Here is a 14,847-nt window from a genome sequence, read left to right on the forward strand (position 1 = left end):
CAGATTTGTGAACTTTTGCTGTATTGACACGTTTACTTTGATAGTTCCACCAGAAATTTTGGTGGGTTTTAGAAAAACAAGTAGATGAGCTCCAATGTGAGCAAGATGGGCAAGTAACTGTGAAAAAGCAAAGACCTGTAAATCTAGATCTAACAACTATATCTATGCCGGCAACGGCTAAAGCATCAATCTTTCACCGCGTCACCGGTGTTGCATTATTTTTTGCTTTAACGTTTGTCATTTGGGCTTGGTCTGAGTCTCTTTCTTCAGCTGAAGGTTTTGAATTCGTCAAGGGTCTGTTTAGCGGATTCATTGCCAAATTCATAGCTTGGGGCACACTTTCTGTATTGGGTTATCACCTTATTGGTGGTATCCGTCACATCATTATGGATATGGGCCACTGGGAAGAACTTGAATCAGGTAACCTTAGCGCTAAAATTGCAATGGCACTTGGCGTTGTATTTGCCGTACTGGCAGGGGTGTGGATATGGTCTTAAATCAAGCAACTCTTAAACGTGATGGTGTACAAGATTTCGTATCTTTACGTACCACGGCACTAGTAATCACCGCATACGCGATTTTTATTATCGGCTATTTTTTAGCAACGCCAGAAGTCACTTTCGAAGCCTGGACAGGCCTATTCTCTAATCTAGCAATGAAGGGTTTTACACTTATTACTCTTGTATGCATGATGGTTCATACCCGCATTGGCCTTTGGCAAGTTTTAACGGATTACGTTAAAAACGCTAAACTACGCGCTGTTTTAGGCTTTGTATTAAACCTGATGGCCGTTGCTTACGTAGCTATTGGTCTAATCGTTTTATGGGGTGTTTAAGTGAAATATTCTGTTCGTGAATTTGACGCCGTAGTAATTGGTGCAGGTGGTGCTGGTATGCGCGCCGCTCTTGCCATTACCGAATCTGGCAAAACGTGTGCATTAATATCTAAAGTATTCCCAACACGCTCACACACTGTATCTGCACAGGGTGGTATTACAGTAGCGCTAGGTAATTCACACGAAGACAACTGGGAATGGCATATGTACGATACCGTTAAAGGTTCCGATTTTATCGGTGACCAAGACGCTATCGAATACATGTGTCAAACAGGCCCAGAAGCTATTACTGAATTAGAAAACATGGGTTTACCATTTTCTCGTTTTGAAAATGGCCGTGTTTACCAACGTCCTTTCGGTGGTCAATCGAAAAACTTTGGTGGTGAACAAGCTGCACGTACTGCAGCAGCAGCTGACCGTACTGGTCACGCTTTATTACACCTTCTATACCAACAAAACGTTAAAAACCAAACTAATGTATTCTCTGAGTGGTATGCACTAGATTTAGTTAAAAACGACAATGGCGATGTAGTAGGCTGTACAGCAATTGAGATTGAAACAGGTGAAATCACTTTCTTCAAATCAAAAGCTGTTGTACTTGCAACCGGCGGTGCTGGTCGTATTTTCGCATCAACAACCAATGCTCACATTAATACGGGTGATGGTGTTGGTATGGCAGCCCGTGCAGGCGTTGCTATGCAAGATATGGAAATGTGGCAATTCCACCCAACGGGTATTGCAGGCGCTGGTACACTTGTAACGGAGGGTTGTCGTGGTGAAGGTGGTTATCTTTTAAATAAAGATGGCGAACGCTTCATGGAACGTTATGCACCAAACGCTAAAGACTTAGCGTCTCGTGACGTTGTAGCACGTTCAATGATGACTGAAATCCGTGAAGGCCGTGGCTGTGATGGTCCTTGGGGTCCACACCTTAAGCTGAAACTTGACCACTTAGGTGAAGAAACGCTTAACTTACGTCTACCAGGCGTATGTGACCTTGCTAAAACTTTCGCACACGTTGACCCTGCTAAAGAGCCAATTCCAGTAATACCAACTTGTCACTACATGATGGGTGGTGTTCCAACTAACGTAAATGGTCAAGCGCTACAAATCGATGCTAACGGCAACGAAAAAGTAGTAGAAGGCTTATTTGCAGTAGGTGAAATTGCCTGTGTATCTGTACATGGTGCAAACCGCCTAGGTGGTAACTCATTACTTGATTTAGTTGTATTTGGCCGTGCTGCGGGTAACTTCCTAGGTAAATACCTAAACGAAGTTGAAATTACTAAAGCACCGACAGCATCTGATATTGACGCGTCTCTTGCACGCTTTAACCGTTGGGAAAATTCAACGGCTGGCCAAGGTGAAGACCCAGTTCAAATCAAAAAAGACCTACAACAATGTATGCAGCTTAACTTCTCGGTATTCCGTGAAGGTGAATCTATGGCGACAGGTCTTAAAGAGCTTAAAGAAATTCGTGAACGTCTGCAGCATGCACGTCTTGATGATAAATCATCAGACTTCAACACGCAGCGTATCGAATGTCTTGAACTAGACAACTTAATGGAAACAGCTTACTCAACTGCAGTAGCTGCAAACTTCCGTACTGAAAGCCGTGGTGCACACTCTCGCTTTGACTACCCAGATCGTGATGACGAAAACTGGTTATGTCACTCAGTATTCAATCCGGTAACGGATGAAATGAGCAAGCGTGACGTAAACTACGCGCCTAAGACGCGTGAAGCGTTCCCACCTAAAGCACGTACCTACTAGGAGCGAGACGATGGCACAAGTACAATTTTCAGTTTATCGTTACAATCCGGATGTTGATAACGCACCTCGTATGCAAGAATATACTTTGCAAACAGAGGAAGGTCAGGACATGATGGTATTGGATGCACTTTTATTATTAAAAGAGCAAGATCCAACATTATCATTCCGTCGCTCATGTCGAGAAGGCGTGTGTGGCTCTGATGGCGTTAACATGAATGGTAAAAATGGTTTAGCGTGTATTACACCATTATCTACGCTGCAAAAAGGCGGCAAAGGTACTATTGTAATTCGTCCTTTACCTGGCTTACCTGTGGTACGTGACCTTGTTATTGACATGAGTCAGTTCTACACTCAGTACGAAAAAGTTAAACCATACCTAATTAACGATCAGCCAGCGGCTGGTGAGCGTCTTCAATCTATTGAAGAACGTGATAAATTAGATGGACTTTACGAGTGTATTTTATGTGCATGTTGTTCTACATCGTGTCCTTCGTTCTGGTGGAATCCAGACAAGTTCATTGGTCCAGCAGGCCTTCTTCATGCTTACCGTTTCTTGGCAGATAGCCGCGATACGGCAACTGAAGAACGTTTAGCAGACTTAGACGATGCGTTCAGTGTGTTCCGTTGCCACAGTATCATGAACTGTGTTAGCGTTTGTCCTAAGGGTCTTAATCCGACCAAAGCAATTGGACAAATTAAATCTATGTTATTAAACCGCGCGGTTTAATCACTTAGTAACGTAAGATGGCTAATATTTTTATTAGCCATCTTGTTATGACAACTATTAATTTCTGCGCTAAAGAAAAGGGCTTATAAATGCACGAAGGTGTGATGAAGGCATGGCTAGAATCTTCACATTTAAACGGCGGCAACGTTGCTTATGTAGAAGAGCTTTATGAAGCGTATTTAGATGATGCGACTTCTGTGCCAGAAGAATGGCGAGAAGTGTTCGAACAATTACCTAAAGTAGATGGTGTGGATGTTGAAGTAAAGCATTCAGAAGTTCGTTCACAGTTTGCGGCGCTTGCTAAAAACAAGCATAGAGAGGTAGTGGTAGCAGAGGGTAGTGGCGGTGACCTTAAACAGGTTAAAGTACTACAACTTATTAATGCTTTCCGCTTTCGAGGACACCAAAATGCTAACCTAGATCCATTAGGCATTTGGCAACGAGAGCGTGTTCGAGATTTAGAGCTAGAATACCACGACTTATCTAAAGCTGATTTTGACCGCGAATTTAACGTAGGATCGTTTGCCGTAGGCCGCGATACTATGCCTTTAGGTGAACTATACCAGGCACTTAAAACCACCTATTGTGGTTCTATTGGTGCTGAGTATATGCACATCACATCAACAGAAGAAAAGCGTTGGTTACAACAGCGTTTAGAATCTGTTCAATCACGACCTACTTTTTCTAAAGAAGAAAAACTGCGTATCCTTAAAGGATTAACCGCAGCAGATGGTCTTGAAAAATATTTAGGTGCAAAGTTCCCTGGTGCTAAGCGTTTCTCACTTGAAGGTGGTGATGCGTTAGTTCCTATGCTTAAAGAACTTATTCACCGTGCTGGCGAAAGCGGGCAAAAAGAAGCAGTTATTGGTATGGCCCACCGTGGTCGCTTAAACGTACTAGTTAATGTGTTAGGTAAAAACCCATCTGAGTTATTCGATGAGTTTGCTGGTAAACACAAAGACACGTTAAGCTCTGGTGACGTAAAATACCATATGGGTTATTCATCTGACTTTGCGACCAAAGGTGGCAATGTTCATATGGCACTTGCGTTTAACCCTTCTCACCTAGAAATTGTTAACCCTGTGGTTATGGGCTCAGTAAGAGCGCGTTTAGACCGTTTAGGTGACAGTTCAGGTAGCAAAGCATTACCTATTACTATCCACGGTGACTCAGCGATTACAGGCCAAGGTGTTGTACAAGAAACATTTAACTTGTCGCAAACAAATGCCTTCTCATGTGGTGGTAGTATCCGTATTGTTGTAAATAACCAAGTTGGTTTTACAACCTCAAAACAAGACGACGTACGTTCTACAGATTACTGTACTGACATTGCTAAAATGGTTCAGTCACCAATCTTCCATGTTAACTCTGATGACCCTGAAGCCGTTGCATTTGTTACACAACTTGCACTTGATTTTAGAAACCAGTTTAAACGTGACGTAGTAATCGATTTAGTATGTTATCGCCGCCATGGTCATAACGAAGCTGATGAGCCTAATGCAACACAGCCTCTTATGTACCAAAAAATTAAAAAGCATGCGGTTCCGCGTTTAATTTACGCTGATCAACTTATGTCTGAAGGCTCATTCACTGAGAGTGAAATTAAAGCATTAGCTGATGAATACCGTAACGGCTTAGATGAAGGTAACTGTGTTGTTGAAGAAATTCAGCCAGAAACTTCGCACTCATCTGATTGGGCAAAATATGTTGGCCATGAGTGGAATGTTGAGTACGACGCAAGCGTACCGGTAGATAAGCTAAAAGCACTTGGCGAACAAGTTGCGCAGTTCCCTGAGCAATATAAAGCACAGTCTCGTGTTAAAAAGATTTACGATGACCGTAAGCTTATGGCAAGTGGCGAAAAACCACTAGATTGGGGTATGGCAGAAACACTTGCTTATGCAACAATTGCCTCTGAAGGCACAGATATACGTTTAACTGGTCAAGACTCAGGGCGTGGTACTTTCTTCCACCGCCATGCTGTAGTACATAGCCAGTCGGATGGTTCAACTTACCTCCCTCTTCAAAATTTAAGTGAAGACCAAGGTACCTTTGAAGTATTTGATTCTGTTTTATCAGAAGAAGCGGTACTTGCTTTTGAATATGGTTATGCAACAGCTGAACCTACATCATTAGTCCTTTGGGAAGCCCAGTTTGGTGACTTCGCAAATGGTGCACAAGTCGTATTTGACCAGTTCTTAAGCTCTGGTGAGCAAAAGTGGGGCCGTTTATGTGGCTTAACATGTTTGCTTCCGCATGGTTATGAAGGTCAAGGCCCAGAGCATAGTTCTGCACGTTTAGAGCGTTTCTTACAGCTTTGTGCCGATCACAACATGCAAGTGTGTGTTCCTTCAACACCTGCACAAGTTTACGCTATGCTACGTCGTCAATCAGTTAGACCACTTCGTCGTCCATTGATTGTAATGACACCAAAATCACTACTTCGTCACCCACTTGCGGTATCTTCACTTGAAGAACTTTCACAAGGTGTATTCCACAATATGATCGACGAAATCGATGATATTAACCCTGAGAAAGTAGAACGCGTAGTATTTTGTAGTGGTAAAGTTTACTACGAACTATTACAAGAGCGTCGTAAGCTTGAGCAAGACAATATTGCTATTGTACGTGTGGAGCAGTTATACCCGTTCCCACATGCAGAAATGGACACGATTATGGAACGTTACCAACACGTTACTGATTTTGTTTGGTGTCAAGAAGAGCCACAAAACCAAGGTGCTTGGTACTGTTCGCAACATCACTTTATTGATGCAATCCCACAGGGTGCTAAATTGACTTACGCAGGGCGTAAGGCGTCGGCATCTCCAGCGTGTGGTTACATGTCAGTACATACTAAAGAACAACAAGCGCTCGTTGCAGACGCGCTTACTATACAAAAGAAAGGATAAGCAATGAGCACAGAAATTAAAGTTCCTGTTCTTCCTGAGTCGGTTGCAGATGCTACCGTTGCTACATGGCATGTAAGTGTAGGCGACAAAGTAAGCCGTGACCAAAACTTAGTAGACATTGAAACAGATAAAGTGGTTTTAGAAGTGGTTGCACAAAATGACGGTGTAATTACTGAAATATCACAAGAAGAGGGTGCAACGGTACTTGGCGACCAAGTTATCGGTTTACTTGGTGATGCTGATGCAGCACCAGCAAGTGACAGTGCTCCGGCTAAAGAAGAAGCCGCACCTGAAAAATCAGAAGACGCGCCTGCGGCGCAATCAGCTCCAGCATCAGAAGGTAAAGAAGTGGACATTAAAGTACCTGTACTTCCAGAATCAGTTGCAGACGCAACAATTGCTACATGGCATGTACAACCAGGTGAAGCGGTAACTCGCGACCAAAACTTGGTAGATATTGAAACTGATAAAGTTGTTCTTGAAGTAGTAGCTCAAGAAGACGGTATCATGGGCGAGCAACTAAACGCAGAAGGCGATACTGTACTTGGCGAACAAGTTATTGGTAACGTTAAAGCGGGCGGCGCTCCAGCGGCACCTGCAGCTAAAGCAGAAGAAGCGCCTGCTGCAAGTGAGTCTAACGATAGCTCAGATGTGTTAACGCCGTCTGTACGTCGTTTAATCGCTGAAAAAGGGCTTGATGCGTCTAAAATTAAAGGCACAGGTAAAAATGGCCGTGTAACTAAAGAAGACGTTGATACTTTCTTAAAAGCACCTGCTCCAGCTGCTAAAAAAGAAGCCGCTTCAGCACCTGCTGCACCTATGGGTGACCGTACACAAAAACGTGTACCAATGACGCGCTTACGTAAAACCATTGCTAATCGTTTATTAGAAGCGAAAAACTCAACAGCAATGTTAACTACGTTTAACGAAGTAAACATGAAACCTATTATGGACCTTCGTAAGCAGTACCAAGAAGTATTCGAGAAGCGTCACGGTATTCGTTTAGGCTTTATGTCTTTCTACGTGAAAGCAGTAACTGAAGCACTTAAGCGTTTCCCTGACGTAAATGCATCAATTGATGGTGACGACATTGTTTACCACAATTACTTTGATATCAGCATCGCTGTATCTACACCACGTGGTTTAGTTACACCAGTACTTAAAGATTGCGACAAACTATCTGTTGCTGAAATCGAGAAAGGTATTCGTGAATTAGCCCTTAAAGGCCGTGACGGTAAACTAACACTTGACGATATGACAGGTGGTAACTTTACCATTACTAACGGTGGTGTATTTGGTTCGTTACTTTCTACACCTATTATTAACTTACCACAGTCATCAATCTTGGGCATGCACAAAATCCAAGAGCGTCCTATGGCTGTAAATGGTAAAGTTGAAATTCTTCCTATGATGTATTTGGCACTATCTTACGATCACCGCCAAATCGATGGTAAAGAATCTGTTGGTTTCTTAGTGACTATTAAAGAGTTACTTGAAGATCCAACTCGCTTATTACTGGATGTTTAATCGAGTAGTATGAAATATAAGCTGTGAATGACAATTCACAGCTTTTTTTTTGCGCCTTTGGTGTTACTGGGGTTTTCATGTTAAGCCTTGGGATCTATACTAGGTGCGCAATTTGGGATAGCTGTTTATTTGCATAAATATTCAGCTCTTTTAGTATAAAAAATTGGATAAAGCATCATGAATTTGCATGAGTATCAGGCAAAACAACTTTTTGCCGAATATGGTTTACCAGTTTCTCAAGGTTTCGCTTGCGATACACCTGAAGAAGCTGCAGCAGCTGCCGAAAAAATTGGCGGTGATATGTGGGTTGTTAAAACTCAGGTTCACGCAGGTGGCCGTGGTAAAGCTGGCGGTGTTAAGCTAGTTAAAACAATCGAAGAAGTAAAAGAATTCGCTGCTAACTGGTTAGGTAAAAACTTAGTTACTTACCAAACAGACGAAAATGGTCAGCCTGTTGCTAAAATTTTAGTAGAAAGCTGTACAGATATCGCTAACGAATTGTACTTAGGTGCAGTTGTTGACCGTGCTTCTCGCAAAGTTGTTTTCATGGCGTCTACTGAAGGCGGTGTTGAAATTGAAACTGTTGCTGAAGAAACTCCAGAGCTTATCCACAAAGCAGAGATCGATCCATTAGTGGGTCCTCAAGCTTACCAAGCACGTGAGTTAGGTTTTAAACTGGGTCTTAACCCTACACAAATGAAGCAGTTCGTTAAGATCTTTATGGGTCTTGGCAACATGTTCAACGATTTTGATTTCGCTCTTCTTGAAATCAACCCGTTAGTAATCACAGATGAAGGTAACCTTCACTGTCTTGACGGCAAAATCGGTATCGATGGTAATGCACTTTACCGTCAACCAAAAATCCGTGAAATGCACGATCCATCTCAAGAAGATGCACGTGAAGCTCACGCAGCAAGCTTCGAGCTTAACTACGTAGCACTAGATGGTAACGTAGGTTGTATGGTTAACGGTGCAGGCCTAGCTATGGGTACTATGGACATCGTAAACCTACACGGCGGCAAGCCAGCTAACTTCTTAGATGTTGGTGGCGGCGCGACTAAAGAGCGTGTTTCTGAAGCATTCAAAATCATCCTTTCTGACGATAACGTAAAAGCTGTTTTAGTTAACATCTTTGGTGGCATCGTACGTTGTGACATGATTGCTGAAGGTATCATTGGCGCAGTTAAAGAAGTAGGTGTAAACGTGCCTGTAGTTGTACGTTTAGAAGGTACTAACGCTGAATTAGGTCGTGACGTTCTTAAGAACTCTGGCCTAGATATCATCGCTGCTGAATCACTAACAGACGCTGCTGAGAAAGTTGTAGCTGCTGCGGAGGGCAAATAATGTCTGTATTAATCAATAAAGATACAAAAGTTATCTGTCAAGGTTTCACTGGTGGCCAAGGTACTTTCCACTCTGAGCAAGCGCTTGAGTACGGTACACAAATGGTTGGTGGTGTAAGCCCAGGTAAAGGCGGTCAAACGCACCTTGGTCTTCCAGTATTCAACACAGTACGCGATGCAGTTAAAGAAACAGGCGCAACAGCGTCAGTTATCTACGTACCAGCACCGTTCTGTAAAGATGCAATCTTAGAAGCTATCGATGCGGGCATCGAGCTAATTGTTTGTATCACTGAAGGTATCCCAACACTAGACATGGTTGACGTTAAAGTTAAGCTTGATAACTCTGGTGTTCGTATGATCGGTCCTAACTGTCCAGGTGTTATCACTCCTGGTGAGACTAAGATTGGTATCATGCCTGGTCACATCCACAAGCCTGGTAAAGTAGGTATTGTTTCTCGCTCTGGTACTTTAACGTACGAAGCGGTTAAACAAACTACAGACGCTGGTTTTGGTCAGTCTACGTGTGTTGGTATTGGTGGCGACCCAATCCCAGGTACTAACTTTATCGACGTGCTAGAAATGTTCGAAAAAGATCCACAAACTGAAGCAATTGTAATGATTGGTGAAATTGGTGGTACTGCAGAAGAAGAAGCTGCAGAGTACATTAAAGCTAACGTAACTAAGCCTGTTGTTTCTTACATTGCTGGTGTAACTGCACCAGAAGGTAAGCGTATGGGTCACGCTGGCGCAATCATCGCAGGCGGTAAAGGTACTGCTGATGAGAAATTTGCTGCACTAGAAGCTGCTGGCGTACAAACTGTACGTTCACTTGCTGATATCGGTAAAGCACTTAAAGAGAAAACAGGCTGGTAATCAGTTTGCTTAATCTTTAAAAAGGCTCGCATTTGCGAGCCTTTTTGTTATTGGCTTAAAAATTAGTATGGGTAACTAATGTGTTGAAAAAACCGTACTGATAAATCTTGTCGTTCTTTATTTATTGCCAGCTCTGAGCACATAGCGTGTATTGTTTTTTCTACTTGATTCATAAAGCGGCCGTAGCCCATTTCATGTTTATCTTTATGGGTGGCAACAATCACAAAATGTAGTGACTCAACTAACTTTTCAGCATTGAAAAAAATATGTATTTGCGTGGCTGTGCCATTCACATCAAAACTTATTTTTTGTAATTCTGAATTCCCATCATTTTTATCTATTTGGCTATTACGCACTATGGGCCTTGCACCATTAGCAACCATAGCGCCGTGATATAATTCGTATCGCTCGCAGCACCCTTTAAATGATTGGGCGAAGTAGTTATAAAACTCAGTGTAATTATTTTTATTTATTAAGCTTTGAAATTGCGTTTTAATGCCGCGCGAAACCGGTATAGAAAACGTTGCATAGGTCATTTCTGCATGCTCGGCGGGTATTTTACATTGGCGAGCTAAATAACGAGGGTATAGGCTTCTAAGTTTGTAGCCGTAACTTTGGTTACAGCCTTTGCTCTTGGCAAATAAGTCATAGGTTAAATGCTGATGATCGCGAAGCTTAAACTGGGGTTGTTCAATAAATAATTGTGTTTGTAAATTATCTAACACTTTTTGCACCCTGCTGTGAAATTGTGCCGAGCTTGCGCGCAAATCATCACCGGTAGCTAAAAATAACAAGCGAATTTTTTTACTTTTAAAAGTAGGGGTGTAGTGTAGTTTGTGCGCCTCGTGGTAACGCGGGTTGTAAAAAAACAACATTTGCTTAGCTGTTTCTAATTGATACGACTCATCATGAAATCTGACAACGGGTAATTTGTCGTTAGCGAGTAGGTGTACATTATGTAGCTCGTATTCATCACAGCCTGCAAATAGTTGCTTGGCAATGCGGGTATAGCAACTATCGATATCGCTAAAACTAGTGTAAAAGTCATCAGTGGGTGTAATTTCAGCGAGTAAATAGTGATTAGCTCGCGCATTTGTTGGAATATAAACTCTGTGTTGTGTAGAACTGGCCATCTTTGAATCCTTTTAAGGAGCTTAAGTTTAGGTACTATAAATGCCTTTCATGACTCAAATATTGCGCTAAAACAAATTTAAGTAATAAACTAATGCACCATTGCCATAATAACTAGAATAAACCCGCATCTAGTGCTGTATGTTAGTGTTTGTTTTTGTAATAATGCATTAGTTTTGTTATCACGAATATTCAGAGGATCGCACTCCTATGGCGGAAATTGAGAATCGCCCAAGTAACTTTATAAGAACTCGAATTGATGAAGATTTAGCAAGTGGCAAACATGCAACTACGCATACACGTTTTCCACCTGAACCAAATGGCTTTTTACATATTGGCCATGCAAAATCAATTTGTTTGAATTTTGGCATTGCAAAAGATTACGATGGTTTATGTAACCTACGTTTTGATGATACAAACCCAGAAAAAGAAGATATTAACTACGTTAATTCAATCAAAGAAGACGTGCAGTGGTTAGGCTTCAACTGGAGTGGTGAGATAAAATATTCGTCAAACTATTTTGATACCCTATACGGCTATGCAGTAGAGCTTATTGAAAAAGGCTTAGCGTACGTTTGTTTTTTAACGGCCGATCAAGCGCGTGAGTATCGCGGTACGTTAAAAGAGCCGGGTAAAAATAGCCCATACAGAGACACCTCAGTAGAAGAAAACCTCGCCTTGTTTGAAAAAATGCGCGCGGGTGAATTCAAAGAAGGTGAGTGTGTTCTACGCGCTAAAATTGATATGGCAAGCTCATTTATGGTGCTTCGCGATCCAATTATTTATCGCGTTCGTTTTGCTCATCACCATCAAACAGGTGACAAGTGGTGCATTTACCCAATGTATGACTTCACACATTGTATTTCTGATGCGCTTGAGGGGATAACCCATTCATTGTGTACACTTGAGTTTCAAGATAACCGTCGTTTATACGACTGGGTACTTGATAATATCAGCCTTGAGTGCCACCCACAGCAAATTGAGTTTTCGCGCTTAAATCTTGAATACACAATTATGTCTAAGCGTAAGCTAAACGACTTAGTTGTAAATAACTATGTAGAAGGGTGGGATGACCCACGTATGCCAACTATTGCTGGTTTACGTCGTCGTGGTTATACACCGGCTTCAATACGTGAGTTCTGTTTACGTATCGGTGTGACTAAGCAAGAAAACATGGTTGAAATGGGCATGCTTGAAGCGTGTATCCGTGAAGACTTAAATGAAAACGCACCACGCGCAATGGCAGTACTCGATCCAGTTAAAGTTGTAATAGAAAACTTTGATGCAGAAAAAGTAGAAACATTGTCGGTAGCTAACCACCCTAATAAAGAAGAAATGGGGCGTCGTGAAGTACCGTTTACTCGTGAGCTTTTCATTGAGCGTGAAGATTTCCGCGAAGAAGCGAATAATAAATTTAAACGCTTAGTACTTAATAAAGAAGTACGCTTACGTGGTGCTTATGTAATTAAAGCCCAGCGTGTAGAAAAAGATGAAAATGGTGAAATTACCACTATTTACTGTACTTACGACAACGAAACACTAGGTAAAAACCCAAGCGACGGTCGTAAAGTAAAAGGGGTTATTCATTGGGTTTCTGCGCCTGAGTCGGTTAATGCAGAAGTTAGATTGTATGACCGTTTATTTAATGTACCAAACCCAGGTGCAGCTGAAGAGTTCGAATCAACACTTAACCCTGATTCGTTAGTTGTATTAGAAAATGCAAAACTAGAAGCATCGCTTGCTAAAGCCGAACCAGCACAAGGCTTCCAGTTTGAGCGTACCGGCTATTTCTCACGTGATACAAAGTCAGAAAATTTAGTATTCAACCAAACGGTTGGTCTTAGAGATTCATGGGCTAAAATCGAGAAGCAGTAACGCTTTAAAATACCAATTTGCATAATATATTATTGCAAATTGGTATTAAACACAGTTTAAATGCTTAATTTTAAACACAAAAAAACCTGCAATAGCAGGTTTTTTTATTACTATAGCGCGTTATTAGCTATTTGAATCGCTAAATGCTTTACACGCTGCTTTGTCTTGACACTCACCGTATAGGTATAAAGAGTGATTTGTTAGTGTAATACCGTTTTCTTCGGCTATTTCTAACTGGCGACGTTCAATTAAGTCATCTTCAAATTCAACAACTTTGCCACATTTTAAACACACTAGGTGGTCGTGGTGAGTGCTGCCAGAAAGTTCAAATACTGACTTTCCGCCTTCAAAATGGTGACGGCTTACAATACCTGCGTCATCAAATTGGTTTAATACACGGTAAACAGTCGCAAGACCAATTTCTTCACCTAAATCTAAAAGAATTTTGTATACATCTTCAGCGCTGATGTGTTGGTTATCTGGAGATTGTAGAATTTCTAAGATTTTAATACGCGGTAAAGTTACTTTTAAACCGGCTTTTTTAAGTTCCAAGTTATGATCAGTCATTAAATCTGTCTCAAATTTGTTTGGTTATACTAGACATCTCTTACAGATGCACACGACACATTAGCAATAACAAGGATAACGCGCCTAAGCACTGAGTGCAAAGAACAATTGATCAATTTTGCTATTAATTCTAAAGTCGCTAACTGTTTGATAATTATTTAAACAGTTAGCGATAAAAGGGGGGAAGGTTAGTCTGCTAGTTCGCTTAAGCACATTTCATCATATACTTGTGCGCACCATGCTTTAACACGTTGCTCTGTTAATTCAGGTTGGCGGTCTTCATCAATACCTAAGCCTACAAAGTGCGTGTCATCAGCCATACCTTTAGATGCTTCAAAGTCGTAGCCTTCACTAGACCAATGGCCAACCACAATAGCACCGCGCTCGGTAACGATATCGTTGATCATACCCATAGCGTCTAAAAAGTATTCTGCGTAGTCTTCTTGGTCGCCACAACCAAAAATAGCCACTAGCTTACCTTCAAAGTCTACTTCTTCAAGCTCAGGGAAAAAGTCATCCCAATCACATTGTGCTTCACCGTAGTACCAAGTAGGAATACCGAATAAGATTAAATCGAACTCTGCAATCTCTTCTTTAGAGCTTTTTGCAATGTCGTGTACAGCCACAAGCTTTTTACCCAATTCTTTTTGGATCATTTTTGCTACGTGTTCTGTATTACCTGTGTCACTTCCGAAAAAAATGCCTACACTTGCCATGGACTTCAAACCTTTTATCTATCAATAGCCAATCTTTCTTGTAAAATTGTTTCAATCAGCGCACTACGGCTAATATTTTGTGCATCTGCCATATCACTCAGTGCCTGATATAACTGTGATGAAACTTTAAATTCTACACGCTTTAAACCGCGTGCTTTATCTCGTTTTATTTGATTACGTTTATTAACCTTTAACTGCATATCCCTTGGTAAAGGGTTCGTTTTAGGCCTGCCTGGGCGCTTTTCGTATTCAAATAAATCGGGAGTTGTTCTATCTGTTTCTGACTTCGCCATGCCTAACCTACACCTGCACCTTGCCAAAAAACTTGTATAAGTCCTTTCGCAATAAAGCCAGAACACCCTAAAAAGAGGACGCCCCACACAATGTAGCGACCAAACTTAGGTACGTTACCACTATTAAGTACGTCTTTAATTGCCAGGCCGATGAATACAAAAATACCGGCTAAGCCAAAGTACAACCCTAGGGTATCAAATTCGTTAATAAACTGACTGACCATCAACGTATAACCTTTAAATTAAACGGCGCGTACTATAGCATATAAATATGCATT

At 41.5% G+C, this 14,847-nt stretch carries 14 protein-coding genes; 9 read left to right on the forward strand and 5 right to left on the reverse strand.

Features of this window, described 5'->3' with window-relative positions; translation table 11 throughout:
- The first annotated feature begins 119 nt into the window (after positions 1-119).
- The 8 genes from sdhC (at position 120) to sucD (ending at position 9,987) form a co-directional block, all read left to right on the forward strand.
- The gene (gene sdhC, locus PSH41_RS03590; protein WP_084554498.1) at positions 120-497 is read left to right on the forward strand and encodes a succinate dehydrogenase, cytochrome b556 subunit; all 378 of its coding nucleotides are present in this window, start codon (positions 120-122) and stop codon (positions 495-497) included.
- Positions 488-835 (forward strand): succinate dehydrogenase, hydrophobic membrane anchor protein, encoded by a 348-nt coding sequence (gene sdhD / locus PSH41_RS03595; protein WP_004586684.1) that lies wholly within the window; start codon positions 488-490, stop codon positions 833-835. Before sdhC ends, sdhD begins: the two co-directional genes overlap by 10 nt.
- The gene (gene sdhA, locus PSH41_RS03600; RefSeq protein ID WP_004586683.1) at positions 836-2,608 is read left to right on the forward strand and encodes a succinate dehydrogenase flavoprotein subunit; all 1,773 of its coding nucleotides are present in this window, start codon (positions 836-838) and stop codon (positions 2,606-2,608) included.
- Positions 2,609-2,618: 10 nt separating this feature from the next.
- The gene (locus PSH41_RS03605) at positions 2,619-3,335 is read left to right on the forward strand and encodes a succinate dehydrogenase iron-sulfur subunit (RefSeq protein ID WP_004586682.1); all 717 of its coding nucleotides are present in this window, start codon (positions 2,619-2,621) and stop codon (positions 3,333-3,335) included.
- A gap of 89 nt (positions 3,336-3,424) precedes the next feature.
- Positions 3,425-6,244 carry a 2-oxoglutarate dehydrogenase E1 component gene (locus PSH41_RS03610; RefSeq protein WP_004586681.1) on the forward strand — a complete coding sequence of 940 codons (2,820 nt, stop codon included), beginning with the start codon at positions 3,425-3,427 and terminating at the stop codon, positions 6,242-6,244.
- Between the two features lie 3 nt (positions 6,245-6,247).
- The gene (odhB, locus tag PSH41_RS03615) at positions 6,248-7,771 is read left to right on the forward strand and encodes a 2-oxoglutarate dehydrogenase complex dihydrolipoyllysine-residue succinyltransferase (protein ID WP_024033546.1); all 1,524 of its coding nucleotides are present in this window, start codon (positions 6,248-6,250) and stop codon (positions 7,769-7,771) included.
- Positions 7,772-7,948: 177 nt separating this feature from the next.
- Entirely contained in the window at positions 7,949-9,115 is a 1,167-nt protein-coding gene (gene sucC, locus PSH41_RS03620; RefSeq protein ID WP_004586679.1) for an ADP-forming succinate--CoA ligase subunit beta, read from the forward strand.
- Positions 9,115-9,987: a succinate--CoA ligase subunit alpha gene (gene sucD / locus PSH41_RS03625; RefSeq protein ID WP_004586678.1), complete on the forward strand. Its 873-nt coding sequence runs from the start codon at positions 9,115-9,117 to the stop codon at positions 9,985-9,987. The genes sucC and sucD overlap by 1 nt, the downstream gene beginning before the upstream one ends.
- Positions 9,988-10,049: 62 nt before the next feature.
- On the opposite strand, the gene PSH41_RS03630 is transcribed toward sucD, so the two are convergent.
- Complete coding sequence (locus tag PSH41_RS03630; RefSeq protein ID WP_273588312.1) at positions 10,050-11,120, reverse strand: DUF3083 family protein; 1,071 nt, start codon at positions 11,118-11,120, stop codon at positions 10,050-10,052.
- Between the two features lie 208 nt (positions 11,121-11,328).
- Between PSH41_RS03630 and glnS the strand changes: the two genes are divergently transcribed.
- A complete protein-coding gene (gene glnS, locus PSH41_RS03635) occupies positions 11,329-12,993 on the forward strand; it encodes a glutamine--tRNA ligase (protein ID WP_273588311.1) in 1,665 nt (554 codons plus the stop codon).
- A 123-nt stretch (positions 12,994-13,116) separates the two neighbouring features.
- On the opposite strand, the gene fur is transcribed toward glnS, so the two are convergent.
- From fur to PSH41_RS03655, 4 genes are all read right to left on the reverse strand, one after another.
- Positions 13,117-13,560, reverse strand: coding sequence for a ferric iron uptake transcriptional regulator (gene fur, locus PSH41_RS03640; protein ID WP_004586675.1), 444 nt, complete (start codon positions 13,558-13,560; stop codon positions 13,117-13,119).
- 188 nt (positions 13,561-13,748) lie between these two features.
- Complete coding sequence (fldA, locus tag PSH41_RS03645) at positions 13,749-14,276, reverse strand: flavodoxin FldA (protein WP_004586674.1); 528 nt, start codon at positions 14,274-14,276, stop codon at positions 13,749-13,751.
- Between the two features lie 14 nt (positions 14,277-14,290).
- Entirely contained in the window at positions 14,291-14,569 is a 279-nt protein-coding gene (gene ybfE / locus PSH41_RS03650; RefSeq protein ID WP_004586673.1) for a LexA regulated protein, read from the reverse strand.
- Positions 14,570-14,571: 2 nt separating this feature from the next.
- Positions 14,572-14,793, reverse strand: coding sequence for a DUF2788 domain-containing protein (locus PSH41_RS03655; RefSeq protein WP_004586672.1), 222 nt, complete (start codon positions 14,791-14,793; stop codon positions 14,572-14,574).
- Positions 14,794-14,847: the final 54 nt, after the last annotated feature.

It is taken from the genome of Pseudoalteromonas sp. CST2, assembly GCF_028599385.1.
Classification (GTDB): domain Bacteria; phylum Pseudomonadota; class Gammaproteobacteria; order Enterobacterales; family Alteromonadaceae; genus Pseudoalteromonas; species Pseudoalteromonas atlantica.

What these genes read in the sequence shown, in the direction of transcription:
- PSH41_RS03610 (WP_004586681.1), top strand. Translation starts at nt 3,425, where the DNA reads ATGCACGAAGGTGTGATGAAGGCATGGCTAGAATCTTCACATTTAAAC.
- sdhD (WP_004586684.1), top strand. Translation starts at nt 488, where the DNA reads ATGGTCTTAAATCAAGCAACTCTTAAACGTGATGGTGTACAAGATTTC.
- ybfE (WP_004586673.1), bottom strand. Translation starts at nt 14,569, where the DNA reads ATGGCGAAGTCAGAAACAGATAGAACAACTCCCGATTTATTTGAATAC.
- odhB (WP_024033546.1), top strand. Translation starts at nt 6,248, where the DNA reads ATGAGCACAGAAATTAAAGTTCCTGTTCTTCCTGAGTCGGTTGCAGAT.
- PSH41_RS03630 (WP_273588312.1), bottom strand. Translation starts at nt 11,120, where the DNA reads ATGGCCAGTTCTACACAACACAGAGTTTATATTCCAACAAATGCGCGA.
- sucC (WP_004586679.1), top strand. Translation starts at nt 7,949, where the DNA reads ATGAATTTGCATGAGTATCAGGCAAAACAACTTTTTGCCGAATATGGT.
- fldA (WP_004586674.1), bottom strand. Translation starts at nt 14,276, where the DNA reads ATGGCAAGTGTAGGCATTTTTTTCGGAAGTGACACAGGTAATACAGAA.
- PSH41_RS03655 (WP_004586672.1), bottom strand. Translation starts at nt 14,793, where the DNA reads ATGGTCAGTCAGTTTATTAACGAATTTGATACCCTAGGGTTGTACTTT.
- PSH41_RS03605 (WP_004586682.1), top strand. Translation starts at nt 2,619, where the DNA reads ATGGCACAAGTACAATTTTCAGTTTATCGTTACAATCCGGATGTTGAT.
- sucD (WP_004586678.1), top strand. Translation starts at nt 9,115, where the DNA reads ATGTCTGTATTAATCAATAAAGATACAAAAGTTATCTGTCAAGGTTTC.
- fur (WP_004586675.1), bottom strand. Translation starts at nt 13,560, where the DNA reads ATGACTGATCATAACTTGGAACTTAAAAAAGCCGGTTTAAAAGTAACT.
- glnS (WP_273588311.1), top strand. Translation starts at nt 11,329, where the DNA reads ATGGCGGAAATTGAGAATCGCCCAAGTAACTTTATAAGAACTCGAATT.